This is a genomic window from Enterococcus silesiacus (assembly GCF_001886225.1).
Lineage (GTDB): Bacteria > Bacillota > Bacilli > Lactobacillales > Enterococcaceae > Enterococcus_L > Enterococcus_L silesiacus.
In genome coordinates this window covers 69,822-85,715 of sequence record NZ_JXLC01000004.1, presented here as the reverse complement: position 1 = coordinate 85,715, position 15,894 = coordinate 69,822, and the positions used below count along the sequence as shown (strand labels likewise).

Below are 15,894 nucleotides of genomic sequence, written 5' to 3'. Positions count from 1 at the left end.
GAAGATGGATGAAAAACAACTAGCGATGATCGAGCAGGCAATAAAACAGATTCTAAGTGCGATCGGTGAAGACCCAGAGCGTGCAGGTGTTAGGGATACGCCGGCTCGTGTAGCAAGAATGTATAACGAAGTGTTTTCATCATTGAGAGCGCCAGAATTTGATGATTATGCTCTTTTTGATAGCTTGAATGAAGAGGATATGGTGTTGGTCAAAGACATTCAATTTTATTCTATGTGCGAGCATCATCTGTTGCCGTTTTATGGGAAAGTACATGTGGCTTACATTCCCGATGAGCGCAAAGTTTTAGGCTTAAGCAAGTTACCGCGTTTAGTAGAATATTGTGCCAAACGTCCTAGCGTGCAAGAAGATTTAACGATTATGATTGCAAACAAGCTTGTCGAGCATATGCCTGTTAAAGGCGTGGCCGTGGCAATCGAGGCAGAGCATATGTGTATGACGATGCGGGGAGTAAAATCACCAAGCAGTGTAACGAAAACGTTTCATTATCAAGGGGTTTTTAAAACGGATAGAGACTGCAAAGATGATTTCTTAAGAGCAATCAAAGCTTAGGGGATGACAGAAATGGAGATCATCGTTGGTACGAATAATCAAGGAAAACTACAAGAAATGCAGTCTGCTTATCCTAAGGATCAAATTAGGTTTGTTTCATATGTCGACTATACAAATAAAGAGTATGAGGTAGCTGAAACGGGCAAAACGTATGCTGAAAATGCATTACTCAAGGCTCGATTTTACGCAAAAATTGTTGGAAAACCAGTGTTAGCAGATGATGGTGGTTTAGAGATTAAAGCTTTTCCTACCCTCTTAGGAGTTGAGACAGCGCGCTTTTTTAAAGCAGGCATGAATGATTCAGAAAAAAACCAGCAGCTTTTTGAGCTATTTGAAGGGCAACCATCGTTAACACGGGCAATTAGTTTGAATGCCGTTTTAGTTTATGCTTGGCCAAATGGTGAGTCTCTTATTTCAGGACAAGAGCTGAAAGGCGAACTGACGACAAAAGAAGTAGGGGAAATGGGTTATGGTTTTGATAAAATTTTTTATTTACCGAAAAAACATACAACCCTTGCTCAATTACCAAAAGCGCAACGAAATGATTTAAGTCCAAGAGTGTCGGCATTGAAGCAATTGATCGAACAGTTAAAGGAGCAACCAAGATGACGGAAGCGGGATACTTTGTTAAGAAAGCAACCCAAATCATGGGGATTTTAAATGTGACACCAGATTCTTTTTCAGATGGCGGGCATTTTAATGAACTGGATAAAGCAATAGCACATTGTGAAGAGATGTTGGCAGTAAATGTTGATATTATAGATATCGGGGGACAATCCACACGCCCAAACTATCAAGAAATTTCAGCTCATGAAGAAAAAGAACGAGTCTTGCCAATAATAGAAGCCATCAGAAACGAAACGGATAAACCTATTTCAATCGATACGTATTTTCCGGAAGTTGCGAATGCTGCATTAGCAACGGGAGCCAACATCATCAATGATATCAAAGGTTTGGATACAAATGGAATGATCGAAGTGGCGCAAAAGTATCCTGATAGCGGCTTGGTGATCATGCATTCACGTAAAAGACGAACCGAATTATCGGTAGTTGAAGATATCCAACAATTTTATCAGGAAAAAATAGAACTGTGTCAAAAGGTCGGGATCGCTTCAACACGGATTTGTTTTGATCCTGGTATTGGTTTTGGGAAAACACAGGAAGAAAATATTGAGATTCTAAAACATCCTGAAGCCTTTCGTTACAAAGATTATCCTTTACTATATGGCGTATCAAGGAAAAGAACGATAGCAGCTTTGACAAATGAATCTGATCCTTTAGCACGTGACTTTGGTTCAATTGCAGCATCATTATTTGCTGCAAATAAAGGTGTGGAAATTGTTCGAGTTCATCAGGTTAAAGGAATGCGGGATGCATTGAATGTTTGGGAAACGTTGAATAGTAAGTAAGGACTGTTCTTAACTCTTTACGAGGGCTATTTTAGAGCGAATTGAAATTCCGCTTGACTTTATTTCCAATCTCTAGTAATTTATAGATACTATAAAAAATTCGATGAAAGAACGAGTAGATTTCAAACTGATCGTAGAAGAGAAAGTTGCCGTGGCTGAAAGCAACTTCATTAGAGAAATCGAAAGACATTCTGGAGATGAACGGAAGAAAAGCCGTTCCGTTACGAGCGTTAATCGTTGGAGGAAAGAGCAATCTTTCGAACTTAGGTGGTACCGCGTGTGTCTATTCACTCGCCCTTGTATTTATACAGGGGCGAGTTTTTGTTGTGAATCACTACGACTGGCTCCGCCAGAGTAGATGATGAACAATACTTGGCGAACGCAGTGAGAGAAGTTACCGTACTAGTGAATCACTCCACTTCGTTTCGATCACATCAAAATCTAAGAGCTAAAGCACTAAGAATTGAAGGATCACGCCTGGCTCCGCCAGAGTAGATGATGAACAATACTTGGCGAACGCAGTGAGAGAAGTTACCGTACTAGTGAATCACTCCACTTCGTTTCGATCACATCAAAATCTAAGAGCTAAAGCACTAAGAATTGAAGGATCACGCCTGGCTCCACCAGAGTAGATGATGAACAATACTTGGCGAACGCAGTGAGAGAAGTTACCGTACTAGTGAATCACTCCACTTCGTTTCGATCGCATCAATTTCTAAGAGCTAAAGCACGAAGAATTGAAGGATCACGCCTGGCTCCGCCAGAGTAGATGATGAACAATACAAGGCGTGCAAAGTGAGAGAAGTTACCATACTAGTGAATCACCAAACGCTATGATCCAAACCAACAGCGGGGCAATCGCTAAAAAATGCAATTTGCTCTTGCAACTAGCTCTAAAGCTGATTCAAATAAACCAAGCTTTACCAAAATACAATACAAACAATGAACAATAAATAGGAGATGAAACAATGAGTTATCAAAAACCAAAAGGAACCAATGACTTATTGCCAGGAACTTCTGAAAAATGGCAATTTGTTGAAGAAACAGCTCGTTTGATTTTTCGTGATTATCAATATGAAGAAATCCGCACGCCGATTTTTGAACATTATGAAGTAATTTCCCGCAGTGTAGGAGATACGACAGATATTGTTTCAAAAGAAATGTATGACTTTTATGATAAAGGAAATCGTCATGTAACCTTACGTCCAGAAGGAACAGCGCCGATCGTTCGTTCATTTATTGAAAATAAATTGTTTGGACCAGAATTTACAAAGCCTTATAAAACATACTACATGGGACCAATGTTTCGTTATGAGCGTCCTCAGGCTGGGCGTTTAAGACAATTTCATCAAATCGGAGCCGAAGCATTTGGCAGTGTAAATCCAGCAGTGGATGTTGAAAGTATGGCGATGGCTTTAGACTTTTTCAAACAATTAGGCATCAATCAAATTCGTTTAGTGATCAACTCTTTAGGCGATAAAGCTACAAGAACGGCTTATCGTCAAGCTTTGATCGATTATCTAGAACCAAAAATAGCTGAACTAAGCGAAGATTCAAAACGTCGTTTACATGAGAATCCTTTACGTGTGTTAGATAGTAAAGATAAAAAAGATCAAGCGATCGTAGCCGATGCACCATCGATTTTGGATTATTTAAGCTCGGAGTCAAAAGAGCACTTTGAAACAGTTCAAATGATGCTGAACGAACTGAATATCCCGTTTGAAGTGGATAGCAATATGGTTCGTGGGCTAGATTATTACACGAATACGATTTTTGAAGTAATGAGTGAAGCGCCAGGCATGGGCGCTCAAGCAACGATTTGTGCTGGCGGACGTTATGATGGCTTAGTTGAAGAACTAGGTGGACCAGCAACTCCTGGTTTTGGTTTTGCAATGGGAATCGAACGTGTCTTGATTACGATGGAAGCAGAAAGTGTTGTAGTTCCAGTAATCAATGAAATCGACGCTTATGTCGTTGGCATTGGCGAACAAACGAATATCGCATCCCTAAAACTTGTTCAAGCAATCCGCAATTTTGGTTTCTCAGCAGACCGTGATTTTATGGACCGCAAAGCGAAAGCGCAATTTAAAACAGCAGCTAAATTGAATGCAAAACTTGCATTGACCTTAGGTGAAACGGAACTAGCAGAAGGTTTTGTAAATGTAAAATCAATGGCGAATCGTAATGAAAAAGCATTTCCACTCTCAGATATTTATGAAAGATTTGATGAAGTCTATGACGAAATGATGACAGTGATGTTTGATTAATAAATCGTAAAAAATGAAGAGGAGTAAAGACTAATGACAAAAAGAACAGTATACTGCGGAGAAGTCTCAGCAGATTTAGTAGGACAGGTAATTACGTTAAAAGGTTGGGTCCAAAAACGCCGTGACTTAGGCGGAGTTATTTTTATCGACCTACGTGACCGCGAAGGAATCGCCCAAGTCGTGTTTAATCCAGCACATTCTAAAGAAGCCTGGGAAATTGCAGATAAATGCCGTAGCGAATATGTAATTGAAATCACTGGAGAATTAACATACCGTGATTCAGAAGCAATCAACCCTAAAATGAAAACTGGTGAATTTGAAGTGATGGCAACAGACATCACAATTTTAAATACAGCTAAAACACCACCGTTTCTAATTGAAGATGAGAACAATGTAGGCGATGAAATTCGTATGAAATATCGTTATTTGGATTTACGCCGTCCACAAATGACAGCAAACTTAAAATTACGTCATGAAGTAACAAAATCGATTCGTCATTATTTGGATGACACTGATTTTCTAGACATTGAAACACCTTATTTAGCTAAATCAACACCAGAAGGCGCTCGTGATTATTTAGTTCCTTCACGTGTCCACGCAGGACATTTCTATGCGTTGCCACAATCACCGCAGATTTTCAAACAGTTATTGATGAATGCTGGATTTGATCGTTATTATCAAATTGTTCGCTGCTTCCGTGACGAAGATTTACGTGGTGACCGTCAACCAGAATTTACTCAAGTGGATATGGAAACAACATTCTTATCACCAGAAGAAATTCAAACAATGACTGAAGAAATGTTAGCGAAAGTGATGCGCGAAACAAAAGGAATTGAAGTCACATTACCGTTTCCACGTATTAGTTACGATGAAGCAATGGCACGTTATGGAAGTGACAAACCAGACACTCGTTTCGATATGGAACTGATCGATATCGCTGATGTGGTAAAAGATGTTGATTTCAAAGTCTTCCAAATGGCTCTAGAAAATGGCGGACATGTGAAAGCATTGAACGCTAAAGGCGCAGCGGACAAATATTCAAGAAAAGATATGGACAACTTAGGAACTTATGTAAGCCAATTTGGTGCTAAAGGATTAGCTTGGTTAAAAGTCGAAGAAGATGGTCTAAAAGGACCGATTGCAAAATTCTTAACAGAGGTTGCTGATGACTTGATTAAAGCCACGAATGCTGAAGTTGGCGATATCTTGATGTTCGGTGCAGATAAACCGGAAATCGTTGCCGCAGCATTAGGTGCCGTACGTTCTCGTTTAGGGAAAGAATTAGGCTTGATCGACGAGTCTAAATTCAACTTCCTATGGGTCGTTGACTGGCCATTGTTTGAGTACGATGAAGAAGCAGGTCGTTATGTTTCTGCCCATCATCCATTTACTCAACCAAAAGAATCTGATATCGAATTACTTTCAACAGATCCAGCGAAAGTCTATGCTGAAGCCTATGATATCGTCTTAAATGGTTATGAATTAGGTGGCGGTTCGCTACGTATTCACAAACGTGATTTACAAGAAAAAATGTTTGAGACACTAGGCTTCACTCAAGAGTCAGCGCAAGAACAATTTGGTTTCTTGTTAGACGCTTTAGATTATGGATTCCCTCCACATGGCGGAATCGCGTTAGGTTTAGACCGTTTAGTGATGTTGTTGGCTGGAGAAAATAATATCCGTGAAGTGATCGCCTTCCCTAAAAATGGGAAAGCATCTGACCCAATGACAAGTGCCCCTAGTGTGGTTTCACCGTTACAATTATTTGAATTGAATATCGATGTAACTGCAATCGACGAGTAGAAACATGTAAGCACCCAAAATGAGCAATCGCATTTTGGGTGCTTTTTTGATGTTTGCTTATGAAGTGGTAATTGACACTAATCAGGTTAGCGACATTTATTTGAAACAAGAATTTTTTTATCAGAAATCAATCTCCTTAATTTTTAAACCTATGTAATATGAATTCGCTTCCTTTACTTATAGCAATAGCTCTACTATAATATACACATAAATTTTAATGTAAGTAGGTTAAGCCAATGCTAGAAAAAATCTCAGCAGTCAAGCATTTATCTGATGCCGATGAAGTGCTGCAAAATTACATCTTTAGAAATCTAGAAACTATTTTTACTCTTTCTGCTCGTGAAATTGCGACGCAAATTCCTTGTTCTCCTTCTACCGTAACACGTTTCGTAAGAAAATGCGGGTTTGATTCTTACCATGATTTTCAGCGCTATGTCAAAAATGAAGTCAGTAAACTTGCGGGCAAAGGGATAACGGATACGATTTCCCTTGAACAAATCTTTGTGAACCAAGTTTTTGCTGAGAATGTCATTGAGCAAGTAGAGATAGTGAGCGCCCTCTTAAAACAATCAAGCTTTATTTATTGCGTAGGCATGGGCTCATCTGGAATTATGGCCAGTTACGCTGCTAGAAAATTTAACACGATCGGTTTTAAAGCCATGTATTCGAATGAACCATATGCACCATTTCTTTCTACTCAAATGAAAGACGACAAAAGTATTATTCTTATTTTTTCCAGCTCAGGTGAAACGGCAGAGATTATTGAGATGGCCCAACTTTTGAAGTTAAGTGATAATCAGATCATCAGTATCACAAATACGCATGATAATACCTTAGCCAAACTTTCTACGATCAACATTCCTTACTATATCGAAAATCAGCGGCTACCTTATAATTTTGATTTATCCTCACAAATTCCAACGGTGGCTTTAATTGAATACTTAGTGGCTTTTTGTTTTAACAGGCAATGATCATCCTTAACTTTTTTGGGCAATTAGTGTTTATAGTTTGTTTATATTTATGTTTTATACTGAATATAAATACCGCTAAAGGAGGATGACTATGAATAAGACAAAGTATTTGTTAAAGCTATCATTACTGATGTCTCTGTTCCTTATTTTTTCAGCTTGCCAATCACAAAAAGTGGACCTAAAACAACCGATAAAGGAGAGTACAAGCATGACGACTGATAAAAGTAGCACAAACCACCCAAGTGAATCAAATGAAGGAAACACAATGAATACAACGGAATCAGCGAATCAAATTTTTCCAGCAGGTTCTTTACTTCAAGCTGTTACAGATAACGATTCTGCTAAAGTACAAGAGATACTAACAGATAAAAATTATACAATCGATGAAGTCAATGCTCAAAGTGAAACACCGCTCTTGATTGCAACGCATCAAAACTTCATTGAGATTGCCAAAATGTTGATCGATGCAGGTGCTGATATTAATTTACAAGATCAAATTTCTGATAGTCCTTATTTGTATGCCGGAGCCCAAGGGAAAACAGAAATCTTAACTTATATTTTAGAAAAACAAGTGCCAGATCAGCAAAAAGTTAATCGTTTTGGCGGGAATGCACTGATTCCAGCAGCTGAAAAAGGGCATCTTGAAAACGTTAAACTGTTATTAAAGGATGGCCGTGCAGATATTGATCATCAAAATAATTATGGCTATACCGCTTTGATCGAAGCGGTGGCGTTAAGAGATGGCTCTGAAATCTATCAACAAATCGTCAAAGTTTTGTTAGAAGGTGGAGCCGATAAAACCTTGAAAGACAATACTGGACGAACGGCTGAAGATTATGCTAAAAGTTTAGGCTATTCTGAAATGTTGAATACACTTAACTCTTATTAAATAGTAGAAAAACAGCAGAGGCTTAAGCCTCTGCTATTTTTGCACTTTCTTGTTCTAACAGATATTCCTTTTTATCTGCCATCTTAAAGAATGGATACCACACGAGCACATTGACGATCAATAAAACGACAAAGATCAATAAGTAATTAAAGCCGCCTTTTAAAGCCATCGCGATCGGTGCAGGTGTTGTCCAAGGTAAAGCAATTAACGGATTGTATTTAGAAAAATCTAAAATCGATAACATGCCCCAAGCAATACCGCCCATCAATAAAGGCGAGGCTACCATTGGCACAAAGAAGAATGGATTTAACATCAATGGCATCCCGAAAATTAAAGGTTCATTGACGTTAAAAATAACTGGTGGACCAGCTAATTTAAATAATGATTTGTAGCGTTCAGATTTTGCTGTAAACATGGAAATGACTAAGCCGTAAGTACTTCCTTGACCACCAAAAGCATTTCCGCAAACATAAGAAACAACAGCCATCGCAAGATAAGGTAGTTCTTGATGTTGTTGGTAGGCCGTCATATTCGCTAGCATATTGGCTGTCATCACCGGCATTACCACACCATAAACCATGTTTGGGTGAATTCCGAAAAACCATAACATATTTGCTAAAGTAAAAATAAGAATGATCGCAATAGGAGAGCCAGTCAATGATTGCAATGGTGCTTGGATCAAGGTTGTGATAAAAGCAAAAATATTACCAAATGGTGTAAATGAGAAAAGGATTCTAACAATAAAAAAGAAAGCTAAAATTATGCCAGATAAAATAGCGGGACTTAATGATTCAGAAACATTAGATGGCACCGTATCAGGCATTTTGATCGTTAGATTTTTTCTGATAAAAAATCCATACAAAATGGCTGTGAAATAGCCAACAATGATTGCAACAAACAAGCCAGTGCCACCAGTATATTGACTAGCAAATGCTTCTACATTATTGCTTGCAGTCACAACTGTTTGAGCTGGAAACTCTGTAACAGCTTTTTCAAGTGTATACGTTTGAATCATTTGCGGCATTAAGATGAAAAATGAACCAATGGCTAAAAGACCAGCAGGTAGTGGATCATGACCGTCTTTTTTAGAATAAATATAAGCAAAATTGAAGGTCACATAAACTGAAAGTAAGTTGATCGTAGCACCCAATGCCGCGTTAAAATGTGCGGTCATACCTGTTTTCGCTAAAAACTCGATCCATTGAGGAATCGGAAAGTTTCCGACGATCATGAGTAAGGCAACACCTAACGTGATTGGTGTTGTTCGCATAAATGCTTCAGCTAAGGCACTAAAAAATTTACTACCATTCATTTTTTGAGCAATCGGACCAATAAATTTATTCAGAAATTTTTCTAACGCTTCCATTATTCATTCCCCATTTCATTTAAATACTCACCGTTTGTTTCGATTACGTTTTGATACCAATAAAAACTATCTTTTTTGTAACGATTTAAGGTACGTTCTGAGTTTTCATCGCGATTGACATACACAAAACCATACCGTTTTTGATAACCATTCAGCCAACTAAGTAAATCAGTAAAACTCCAAGTGCAATAGCCTAAAACTTGAACACCATCTGTGATCGCTTCTTGAATTTCTTGTAAATGTTTTTGAAGGTATTCGATGCGATAAGGATCATGGATTTCACCATTTTCTAATTTGTCATATTCACCTAAACCATTTTCTGTGATCAGAATGGGTAATTGATACCGGCTTTCGATGGTTCTTAATGCAACCCGAATACCAACAGGATCAATTGTCCAATCCCAATTTGTTTGTTCAAGGTAAGGGTTTTTGACAAACTTACTGACTCTAGGAATTTCTAATTCCTTACTGGTTCCTTTTTTACCTGAGTTATTCATGCTCATTTCACCTGATAAAGAATCGGTGGTGCTAGCTTTGACGGTAGCAGTTTGATAATAATTTAAGCCAATAAAATCAGGGAGGCCGCTTGCTAATAATTGTTGATCCGCTTCAGTTACAACAGGTGCTAGTTGTAATTTTTCTAATTGCTTGATCACAGTACGCGGATATTTACCTGTTGCATAGACATCTAGCCAGAAAAAGCCCATCAATTCTTCTGTATCAATTTTGGCTAAGACATTCAGTGGATCACTATTAAAAGCATAAGCAGGGCCATAATTGAAACTAGGACCGATCTGTCCTTTATACTCACCATCTTTGAACGCTTTGATAACGGAAGCATTAGTAAGATTGGCGATATGATTTGCTGCAAACATTCGTTTAACATTACGAACAGCAGGTGGATGAGTCCCTAGTAAGTAGCCATGAGTGATAAAAACATTTTGCTCATTCAAACTTACCCAATACTTCACCCGATCAGAAAAAGTATCAAATAAAACAGTGGCATAATTCGTAAAATCATCAATGATCTGACGAGATTCCCAGCCACCGTACTCATCTTGTAGTGCTTGGGGGAGATCCCAGTGGTAAATCGTCACGATGGGTTCTATGTTGTATTTCAAAAGCTCATCGATCAGTTGACTGTAAAAATCCAGTCCTGCTTGATTGAGTTGACCTTTGCCGTTTGGAAAGATACGTGACCAAGCAATGGAAAAACGGTAAGCTTTTAATCCAAGTTCCGCCATTAAAGCAACATCTTCTTTAAAGTGATGATAGTGATCTACCGCAATATCTCCATTCGTATCTTTGAAGGTAGTACCTGGTTGTTTGACAAACGTATCCCAAACAGAAGGACCTTTTCCATCGTCTTGATAAGCTCCTTCAACTTGATAGGCGGCGGATGCGCTCCCCCATAAAAATGTTTCGGGAAATGGATCTAATTCTGTATGACGCATAATCATTCCTCATTTCAGTAAATTTTGTGTAACTCGATCATAGCTGAAAACAAAATTTTTGTAAGCGTTTTTCAGATATGTGCAACGCGTTGCAAGATTATGAAACACCAAAATAAAAATGAAAAAATAACCATACTTTTCTTCTATTCAAAAGATTGTGCTTTTTTTCTTACCCCAAAGCACGTATAATGAGAATCAAATGAATCAAGTAAAGTGAGGCTACTTCTACATGAAAAAATTCTTTGAAAGTTTACCTGTCCATGATTACACGACAAAACTTTCAGTGTCGATCGTTTATGCGATCTTGGCATCTGTCGCGATGAACTTCTTTTACCAACCGGGAAATATTTATTCCAGCGGGATTACTGGCCTGGCTCAAATTTTAACAACCTTATCAACACAGGTTGTAGGGTTTAAAGTGCCTGTTTCCATTACGTTATATGCGTTGAATATCCCATTGTTTTTCGTAGCTTGGCGTAAAATCGGGAAAAAATTCACGATATTTACCTTTTTGACCGTTACGTTGACGTCGATTTTTATGCAGATCGTGCCACAAACAAGTCTTTCGAATGATCCAATCATTTGTGCGATTTTCGGTGGAGCGGTGATGGGGTCTGGAATTGGTTTTGCGTTGAAGAATGGTCTTTCTTCAGGTGGGTTGGATATTTTTAGTATTACGATCCGGAAGAAAACCGGCCGCTCCGTGGGTTCGATTTCAATGTATTTTAATGGCTTGATCATTTTTGTAGCAGGCTATTTATTTGGTTGGCAGTATATGTTTTATAGTGCACTCTCGATTTTTGTGAGTGGGAAAGTGACAGATGCTGTTTATACAAAGCAAAAGAAGATGCAAGTTATGATCATTACCAAAAATCCAGATGCGGTTATTGATGGGATCCAGCAGAAAATGAGGCGAGGAATCACGATTATTCATGAAGCAGAAGGTGCGTATCGCCATGATAAGCAAACACTATTACTAACAGTTGTGACTCGCTTTGAGTTACCAGCATTAGAATCCGCGATGAAAGAGTCTGATCCGTCTGCTTTTGTAAGTATTTCGGATAACGTAAAAATCCTTGGCCGTTTTTATGAAGAGGATTTGTAAAATAGAGAAAGAGAAGAGGATGAGACAGAAGTCTTTAACCCCGAGAACCAAGTCCTTCAATTCTTAGTGTCTTTGACACTTAGAAATTGATGAGATCGGAACACAGTGTAGTAGGTACTGTGCAACATCAACTCATACTCAGCAATAAGAGGGGATTCACGAAAATTGCCAAGAATCACAGTAAGTTTACGAACTGATGATGATTGGTACCTACTCGGTGTTCTTCAAATTTTTGTGACCAAGTAGGTACTGTTCTACATCAGCTCGTACCTCGCTGTGTTTTACAGCAATTTCAGCTTATTTCCGAAGGGGTTGCTTTTGCTTCCACCGTTTATTCGGATTCCAAGTGATTGGCTATAGTTATTACAGGATTTAGCTGATAAATAATTTCACCGTATTATAAGAATCAATTGTTTTCAAAGAATTAAGTGAACAATTTCAAAAAAATAATCTCTTTTTCTTGAAAAGAGAAATGAAAACTGTTAAACTATGTTTGTAAGATTGAGGGACGCTTTTAAGACTGTTAAAGAATTTAACAATGAAAAAGAAGAACGTCAATCCTATTTTTTTAAAGTTCATAGGTCGTTTTAAGTCTTACTTGGACGTTTTTAGACCAACGAAGGAGCGCATCATGCTAGATGAATTGAAAATGATTGAAGCAGTTGCTCCAGATTTGCTCGATGTAATGCAGGAAAGGTTTCATATTCTTCGTAATATTTACTGGATGCAGCCTATTGGACGTAGAAGTCTATCTGATAGTATGGGAATTACAGAACGGGTCTTGAGAACTGAGACCGATTTTCTGAAAAACTTACAACTAATAGAGACTTCAAAAAGTGGAATGACCTTAACTGAAAAAGGCTTAGAAGTTTACCAAGGATTAGAGACAGTGATGAATCAATTACTTGGCATGCATCAAGTCGAAAAAGAAATCAGCCAATATTTTGGGATCAAGCGTTGTATCGTCGTAGCAGGCAATAGTGACAATCAGGAGAAAGTACTTTATGAGTTCGGCGATATTTTGACCGATTCACTGGATCTACTCTTGCCTGATGGTGATAATATTGTCGCAGTGATGGGCGGCACGACAATGGCCTTGACCGCAGAACATATGGGGACGCTAGAGACGGAAAAAAGACATAATTTGTTTGTTCCGGCTAGAGGCGGAATCGGTGAAGCAATGACGGTTCAAGCCAATTCAGTAAGTGCCGTAATGGCAAGTAAAACGGGCGGTCACCACAGAGCACTATATGTTCCAGAGCAATTAAGTTTAGAGACATATAACTCGCTGCTGCAAGAACCATCGATTCAAGAAGTACTGACACTGATCGAACAAAGCAATTGTGTTGTTCATAGTATCGGTCGTGCGTTGCATATGGCAGCACGCCGTAAAATGTCAGATGATGAAATGGTCATGTTAAAGCAAAACAATGCTGTGGCAGAATCTTTCGGATATTTCTTTGATGAAGAAGGGGAAGTCGTTTACAAAATCCCTCGCATCGGACTTCAGTTAAAAGATGTACAAAAAATTTCAAATGTTGTTGCGATCGCAGGCGGTAAGACAAAAGCCAAAGCAATTCGCGCTTACATGAAAAATGCACCAAAACAAACGTGGCTCATCACAGATGAAGCTGCTGCAAATGAGATTTTAAAAGGGGCAACCCTTTAAAATAAAAAAATTTTTGATTTTCATAAGGAGGAAATCTTTAATGACAGTTAAAGTAGGTATTAATGGATTTGGACGTATCGGACGCTTAGCATTCCGTCGTATCCAAGATGTAGCAGGAATCGAAGTAGTAGCAATCAACGATTTAACAGATGCTAAAATGTTGGCTCACTTGTTAAAATATGACACAACTCAAGGACGTTTCAACGGAACTGTTGAAGTTCATGATGGATCTTTCAACGTAAACGGTAAAGAAGTTAAAGTTCTTGCTAACCGCAACCCAGAAGAATTACCATGGGGCGACTTAGGCGTAGATATCGTTCTTGAATGTACTGGATTCTTCACTTCAAAAGAAAAAGCTGAATTGCACTTAAAAGCTGGTGCTAAACGTGTTGTTATCTCTGCTCCAGGCGGAAATGACGTACCAACAATCGTTTATAACACTAACCACGATATCTTAACAGGTAAAGAAACAGTTATCTCAGGTGCTTCATGTACAACTAACTGTTTAGCTCCTATGGCTAAAGCTTTACAAGATAACTTTGGTGTTGTTGAAGGTCTTATGACTACAATCCACGCTTACACAGGTGACCAAATGACTCTTGATGGACCTCACCCAGGTGGAGACTTCCGTCGTGCACGCGCTGCAGCAGAAAACATCGTACCTAACACAACTGGTGCTGCTAAAGCAATTGGTCTAGTTATCCCTGAATTAAATGGTAAATTAGACGGAGCTGCTCAACGTGTTCCTGTAGCAACTGGTTCATTAACTGAATTAGTAACAGTTCTTGACAAAAAAGTAACTGTTGAAGAAGTAAACGAAGTGATGGCTAAAGCTGCTAACGAATCTTACGGATACAACACAGACGAAATCGTTTCTTCTGATATCGTAGGTATGACTTTCGGTTCATTATTCGATGCTACTCAAACTAAAGTAATGACTGTTGGCGATCAACAATTAGTGAAAACTGTTGCTTGGTATGACAACGAAATGTCTTATACTGCACAATTAGTTCGTACTTTAGAGTACTTCGCTAACTTATAAGAGTAACTCTTATCATTAGTGAAATTTGAACAACTGTGAAATAATAAGCGGGGAAGCAACGCGCTTCCCTGCTTTTTTTATAAGTTTAAGAAAAATCATTCTTTTCAAAATTAAAAAATAGATAGGAGTAACTTTTAATGGCTAAAAAGACTATCAAAGATGTAGACTTAAAAGACAAAAAAGTTCTTGTACGTGTTGACTTTAACGTGCCTTTGAAAGATGGCGTGATCACAAACGATAACCGTATCGTAGCTGCACTTCCAACAATTCAATACGTGATCGACAATGGTGGGAAAGCAATTTTATTCTCTCATTTAGGTCGTGTGAAAACAGAAGAAGATAAAGCTGGCAAATCATTAAAACCAGTAGCAGAACGTTTAGGCGAATTATTGGGTAAACCAGTAACATTCGTTCCTGAAACTCGCGGCACTGAATTAGAAACAGCTGTTAACAACATGAAAGACGGCGACGTTTTAGTGTTTGAAAACACTCGTTTTGAAGATATCGACGGTAAAAAAGAAAGCGGAAATGACGCTGAATTAGGTAAATACTGGGCTTCTTTAGGCGATGTATTTGTGAATGATGCATTTGGTACGGCTCACCGTGCACACGCTTCTAACGTAGGAATTGCGTCAACTGGTATTCCAACCGTTGCTGGATTCTTAATGGAAAAAGAAATCAAATTTGTAGGTGAAGCAGTGACTGCACCAAAACGTCCATTTGTTGCTATTTTAGGTGGCGCAAAAGTTTCTGACAAAATCGGTGTTATCGAAAACTTGATCTCTAAAGCAGATAAAATCCTTATTGGCGGCGGAATGACTTATACATTCTACAAAGCAAAAGGAATCGAAATCGGTAACTCACTTGTTGAAGAAGATAAAGTTGCTTTAGCAAAAGAATTGATCGAAAAAGCTGGTGACAAACTAGTATTACCAATCGATTCAGTATGTGCTAATGAATTCAGCAATGATGTTGAAACAGTCATCACTGATGGCGAAGCTGTACCTGAAGGCTACATGGGCTTAGACATTGGACCTAAATCAATTGAATTGTTCACTAAAGCATTAGAAGGTGCAAAAACAGTTGTTTGGAACGGACCAATGGGCGTATTTGAAATGAGCAACTTTGCTAAAGGAACAATCGGTGTTTGTGAAGCAATCGCTAACTTAGAAGACGCAACAACAATCATCGGCGGTGGAGACTCTGCTGCAGCTGCAATCCAATTAGGCTTTGCTGACAAATTCACGCACATCTCAACTGGTGGGGGCGCAAGCTTAGAATTGTTAGAAGGTAAAGAATTACCTGGGTTAGCAGCAATTAATGATAAATAGAAAAAGTTGAACAAGCT

General features: G+C 38.6%; 14 protein-coding genes and 1 other annotated feature. Of the genes, 12 read left to right on the top strand and 2 right to left on the bottom strand.

The annotated features are described in order from the left end of the window. Positions 1 to 4: 4 nt before the first annotated feature. The 8 genes from folE to RV15_RS03940 all read left to right on the top strand — a co-directional run bounded on the left by folE (position 5) and on the right by RV15_RS03940 (position 7,910). Complete coding sequence (gene folE / locus RV15_RS03970) at positions 5 to 571, top strand: GTP cyclohydrolase I FolE (RefSeq protein WP_071876762.1); 567 nt, start codon at positions 5 to 7, stop codon at positions 569 to 571. A 12-nt stretch (positions 572 to 583) separates the two neighbouring features. After that, a complete protein-coding gene (locus RV15_RS03965; protein WP_071876761.1) occupies positions 584 to 1,180 on the top strand; it encodes a non-canonical purine NTP pyrophosphatase in 597 nt (198 codons plus the stop codon). Beyond that, on the top strand, positions 1,177 to 1,980 hold the full coding sequence (folP, locus tag RV15_RS03960) for a dihydropteroate synthase (RefSeq protein WP_071876760.1): 804 nt from the start codon (positions 1,177 to 1,179) through the stop codon (positions 1,978 to 1,980). The genes RV15_RS03965 and folP overlap by 4 nt, the downstream gene beginning before the upstream one ends. Before the next feature lie 94 nt (positions 1,981 to 2,074). Further along, positions 2,075 to 2,282, top strand: a binding site (T-box leader). A 486-nt stretch (positions 2,283 to 2,768) separates the two neighbouring features. Next, the gene (locus tag RV15_RS18850; protein WP_217265798.1) at positions 2,769 to 2,933 is read left to right on the top strand and encodes a hypothetical protein; all 165 of its coding nucleotides are present in this window, start codon (positions 2,769 to 2,771) and stop codon (positions 2,931 to 2,933) included. Between the two features lie 15 nt (positions 2,934 to 2,948). Continuing rightward, positions 2,949 to 4,247, top strand: coding sequence for a histidine--tRNA ligase (hisS, locus tag RV15_RS03955; protein ID WP_071876759.1), 1,299 nt, complete (start codon positions 2,949 to 2,951; stop codon positions 4,245 to 4,247). A 33-nt stretch (positions 4,248 to 4,280) separates the two neighbouring features. Continuing rightward, the gene (aspS, locus tag RV15_RS03950) at positions 4,281 to 6,050 is read left to right on the top strand and encodes an aspartate--tRNA ligase (RefSeq protein WP_071876758.1); all 1,770 of its coding nucleotides are present in this window, start codon (positions 4,281 to 4,283) and stop codon (positions 6,048 to 6,050) included. Between the two features lie 236 nt (positions 6,051 to 6,286). Next, positions 6,287 to 7,021 (top strand): MurR/RpiR family transcriptional regulator, encoded by a 735-nt coding sequence (locus tag RV15_RS03945; RefSeq protein ID WP_071876757.1) that lies wholly within the window; start codon positions 6,287 to 6,289, stop codon positions 7,019 to 7,021. Positions 7,022 to 7,112: 91 nt separating this feature from the next. Then, positions 7,113 to 7,910, top strand: coding sequence for an ankyrin repeat domain-containing protein (locus RV15_RS03940; protein ID WP_071876756.1), 798 nt, complete (start codon positions 7,113 to 7,115; stop codon positions 7,908 to 7,910). Positions 7,911 to 7,932: 22 nt separating this feature from the next. Here the strand turns inward: RV15_RS03940 and RV15_RS03935 are convergent, their stop codons facing one another. Both RV15_RS03935 and RV15_RS03930 read right to left on the bottom strand, forming a co-directional pair. After that, complete coding sequence (locus tag RV15_RS03935; RefSeq protein ID WP_071876755.1) at positions 7,933 to 9,276, bottom strand: PTS sugar transporter subunit IIC; 1,344 nt, start codon at positions 9,274 to 9,276, stop codon at positions 7,933 to 7,935. Continuing rightward, complete coding sequence (locus RV15_RS03930; protein WP_071876754.1) at positions 9,276 to 10,730, bottom strand: glycoside hydrolase family 1 protein; 1,455 nt, start codon at positions 10,728 to 10,730, stop codon at positions 9,276 to 9,278. Before RV15_RS03930 ends, RV15_RS03935 begins: the two co-directional genes overlap by 1 nt. 229 nt (positions 10,731 to 10,959) lie before the next feature. Between RV15_RS03930 and RV15_RS03925 the strand changes: the two genes are divergently transcribed. The 4 genes from RV15_RS03925 to RV15_RS03910 all read left to right on the top strand — a co-directional run bounded on the left by RV15_RS03925 (position 10,960) and on the right by RV15_RS03910 (position 15,877). After that, a complete protein-coding gene (locus tag RV15_RS03925; RefSeq protein WP_071876753.1) occupies positions 10,960 to 11,835 on the top strand; it encodes a YitT family protein in 876 nt (291 codons plus the stop codon). 631 nt (positions 11,836 to 12,466) lie between these two features. Then, a complete protein-coding gene (locus RV15_RS03920; protein WP_071876752.1) occupies positions 12,467 to 13,504 on the top strand; it encodes a sugar-binding transcriptional regulator in 1,038 nt (345 codons plus the stop codon). A gap of 40 nt (positions 13,505 to 13,544) precedes the next feature. Next, on the top strand, positions 13,545 to 14,546 hold the full coding sequence (gene gap, locus RV15_RS03915; protein ID WP_069646063.1) for a type I glyceraldehyde-3-phosphate dehydrogenase: 1,002 nt from the start codon (positions 13,545 to 13,547) through the stop codon (positions 14,544 to 14,546). Between the two features lie 137 nt (positions 14,547 to 14,683). After that, positions 14,684 to 15,877 (top strand): phosphoglycerate kinase, encoded by a 1,194-nt coding sequence (locus RV15_RS03910; protein WP_071876751.1) that lies wholly within the window; start codon positions 14,684 to 14,686, stop codon positions 15,875 to 15,877. Positions 15,878 to 15,894: the final 17 nt, after the last annotated feature.

Bases quoted from the DNA above. Each gene is read 5' to 3' on its own strand.
- hisS (WP_071876759.1), top strand. From the start codon at position 2,949: ATGAGTTATCAAAAACCAAAAGGAACCAATGACTTATTGCCAGGAACT.
- folE (WP_071876762.1), top strand. From the start codon at position 5: ATGGATGAAAAACAACTAGCGATGATCGAGCAGGCAATAAAACAGATT.
- RV15_RS03935 (WP_071876755.1), bottom strand. From the start codon at position 9,276: ATGGAAGCGTTAGAAAAATTTCTGAATAAATTTATTGGTCCGATTGCT.
- RV15_RS03920 (WP_071876752.1), top strand. From the start codon at position 12,467: ATGCTAGATGAATTGAAAATGATTGAAGCAGTTGCTCCAGATTTGCTC.
- RV15_RS03965 (WP_071876761.1), top strand. From the start codon at position 584: ATGGAGATCATCGTTGGTACGAATAATCAAGGAAAACTACAAGAAATG.
- RV15_RS03910 (WP_071876751.1), top strand. From the start codon at position 14,684: ATGGCTAAAAAGACTATCAAAGATGTAGACTTAAAAGACAAAAAAGTT.
- RV15_RS03930 (WP_071876754.1), bottom strand. From the start codon at position 10,730: ATGCGTCATACAGAATTAGATCCATTTCCCGAAACATTTTTATGGGGG.
- RV15_RS03945 (WP_071876757.1), top strand. From the start codon at position 6,287: ATGCTAGAAAAAATCTCAGCAGTCAAGCATTTATCTGATGCCGATGAA.
- folP (WP_071876760.1), top strand. From the start codon at position 1,177: ATGACGGAAGCGGGATACTTTGTTAAGAAAGCAACCCAAATCATGGGG.
- RV15_RS03925 (WP_071876753.1), top strand. From the start codon at position 10,960: ATGAAAAAATTCTTTGAAAGTTTACCTGTCCATGATTACACGACAAAA.
- RV15_RS03940 (WP_071876756.1), top strand. From the start codon at position 7,113: ATGAATAAGACAAAGTATTTGTTAAAGCTATCATTACTGATGTCTCTG.
- aspS (WP_071876758.1), top strand. From the start codon at position 4,281: ATGACAAAAAGAACAGTATACTGCGGAGAAGTCTCAGCAGATTTAGTA.
- gap (WP_069646063.1), top strand. From the start codon at position 13,545: ATGACAGTTAAAGTAGGTATTAATGGATTTGGACGTATCGGACGCTTA.